The sequence below is a fragment of the Actinomyces urogenitalis DSM 15434 genome (assembly GCF_000159035.1).
Classification (GTDB): Bacteria; Actinomycetota; Actinomycetes; order Actinomycetales; family Actinomycetaceae; genus Actinomyces; species Actinomyces urogenitalis.
This window is the reverse complement of the sequence record NZ_DS999588.1, coordinates 1-1,421: the sequence shown is the minus strand read 5'-3', so window position 1 is coordinate 1,421 and position 1,421 is coordinate 1. Positions and strand designations below refer to the sequence as shown.

Sequence of the window (1,421 nt, the reverse complement as noted above, 5' to 3'; positions counted from 1 at the left end):
TGGGTGGGTTGGGGGTCGTAGAGGGTGCCGTTTCGGATCATGGCGTGCAGGGTGAGGATGCGGCGGTGGGCTAGGGCGATGACGGCCTGGTTGTGGCGCTTGCCCTGGGTGATCTTGCGGTCGTAGTAGGCCCTTGAGGCGGGGTCTGAGCGCAGTGAGGCGAAGGCTGACAGGAACATGGCCCGCTTGAGTCTCTTGTTGCCCGCGTGGGAGGTGTACTCCCCTCGGATCGAGGAGCCGGAGTGTCTGGTGACGGGTGTGAGCCCGGCGTAGGAGGCCAGGTGCGCCCCGGTGGCGAAGTCCCGCCCGAGGGTCTCGGCGATGAGCACTGCGGCGGTCCTGACCCCGATGCCGGGCATGGAGGTCAGGACCTGGTAAAGAGGGTGGGCCTCCACCAGGGCCTCGACCTTCGCCGCGACGTCACTGCGTTGGGCGTGCAGGGCGATGAGCTGGCGGGCCAGGTGGGGCAGGACGATTCCGGCGGCGTCGGTGCCGGCGACCACGACGCTCTGGGCCTTCAGCGCGCTGATGATCTCGTCGGCCCAGGCCTCGTGGTGGCGGGCGCCGTGGGCCTTGAGCTTGGCGTTGATCCGCGCCCGCCCGGCCTTGCGCAGGGCGGCGGGGGTGGGCCAGGAGGCGATGACCTCAAGGACGGCGTCGTGCTCCAGCCGCGGGCCCAGGACCTTCTCCAGGGCGGGGTGGATCTGGGTGTACATGCCCCGGATCCGGTTGGAGGTCTGGTTGACCTGGCGGGCCAGGTCCAGGTCGAAGCCCGTGAGCATGGACAGGGCTGCCGCGTCCTCATCTGAACCGTTGATGGCCCGCAGTGTGTGGGGCATGGTGCGGGCGGCCTGCGCGATGACAGCGGCGTCACGGGCATCGGTCTTGGCGTTGCCCGGGGTCAGGTCCGCGATCCGCCGCATCGACAGGCCGGGCAGGTAGCCCACGGTGATGCCCATGTCCTGGGCCACGGCGACGGCCAGGGCTCCGATGGTGGCGGGCTGGTCCACGACCACCAGCACCCGGCCGTGATGGGACAGTCGCTCGTAGAGGTCTCGCAGGCGGGTCTCGTCGTTGGGAAGGGCCTTGTCGAACAGGCGCTCGCCGTCCCGGTCCAGGGCGGTGGCCCAGTGGTCGGACTTGCCCACGTCGATGCCGATGAACACGTCGATGCTGGAGGTCTGCACCCACAGCTCCCTCGTCTCGTAGGAGATCGGGCCAGCCTTGAGCCACCGATCCCGCACCCACGTTACGAAAGACCTCGAACGGGTCGTTCCCCTGATCAGCGGTGAGCAGCGGCCCCGCGGCGGCCGGTGACAACACCCCCCGGATCATTCAAGACAGGGGCAAGACATCATGCCGACCACCGCTGGCCCAGTCACCGGCACTCCTTGGCCGGCAACCACCACCAAGGTAACGGG

General features: G+C 69.0%; 1 protein-coding gene. It reads right to left on the bottom strand.

Annotated elements, in window-relative coordinates; translation table 11 throughout:
• A partial coding sequence (locus HMPREF0058_RS11345) for an IS110 family RNA-guided transposase (protein ID WP_040319973.1) occupies window positions 1–1,187 on the bottom strand: 1,187 nt, incomplete at its 3' end.
• Window positions 1,188–1,421 lie beyond the last annotated feature (234 nt).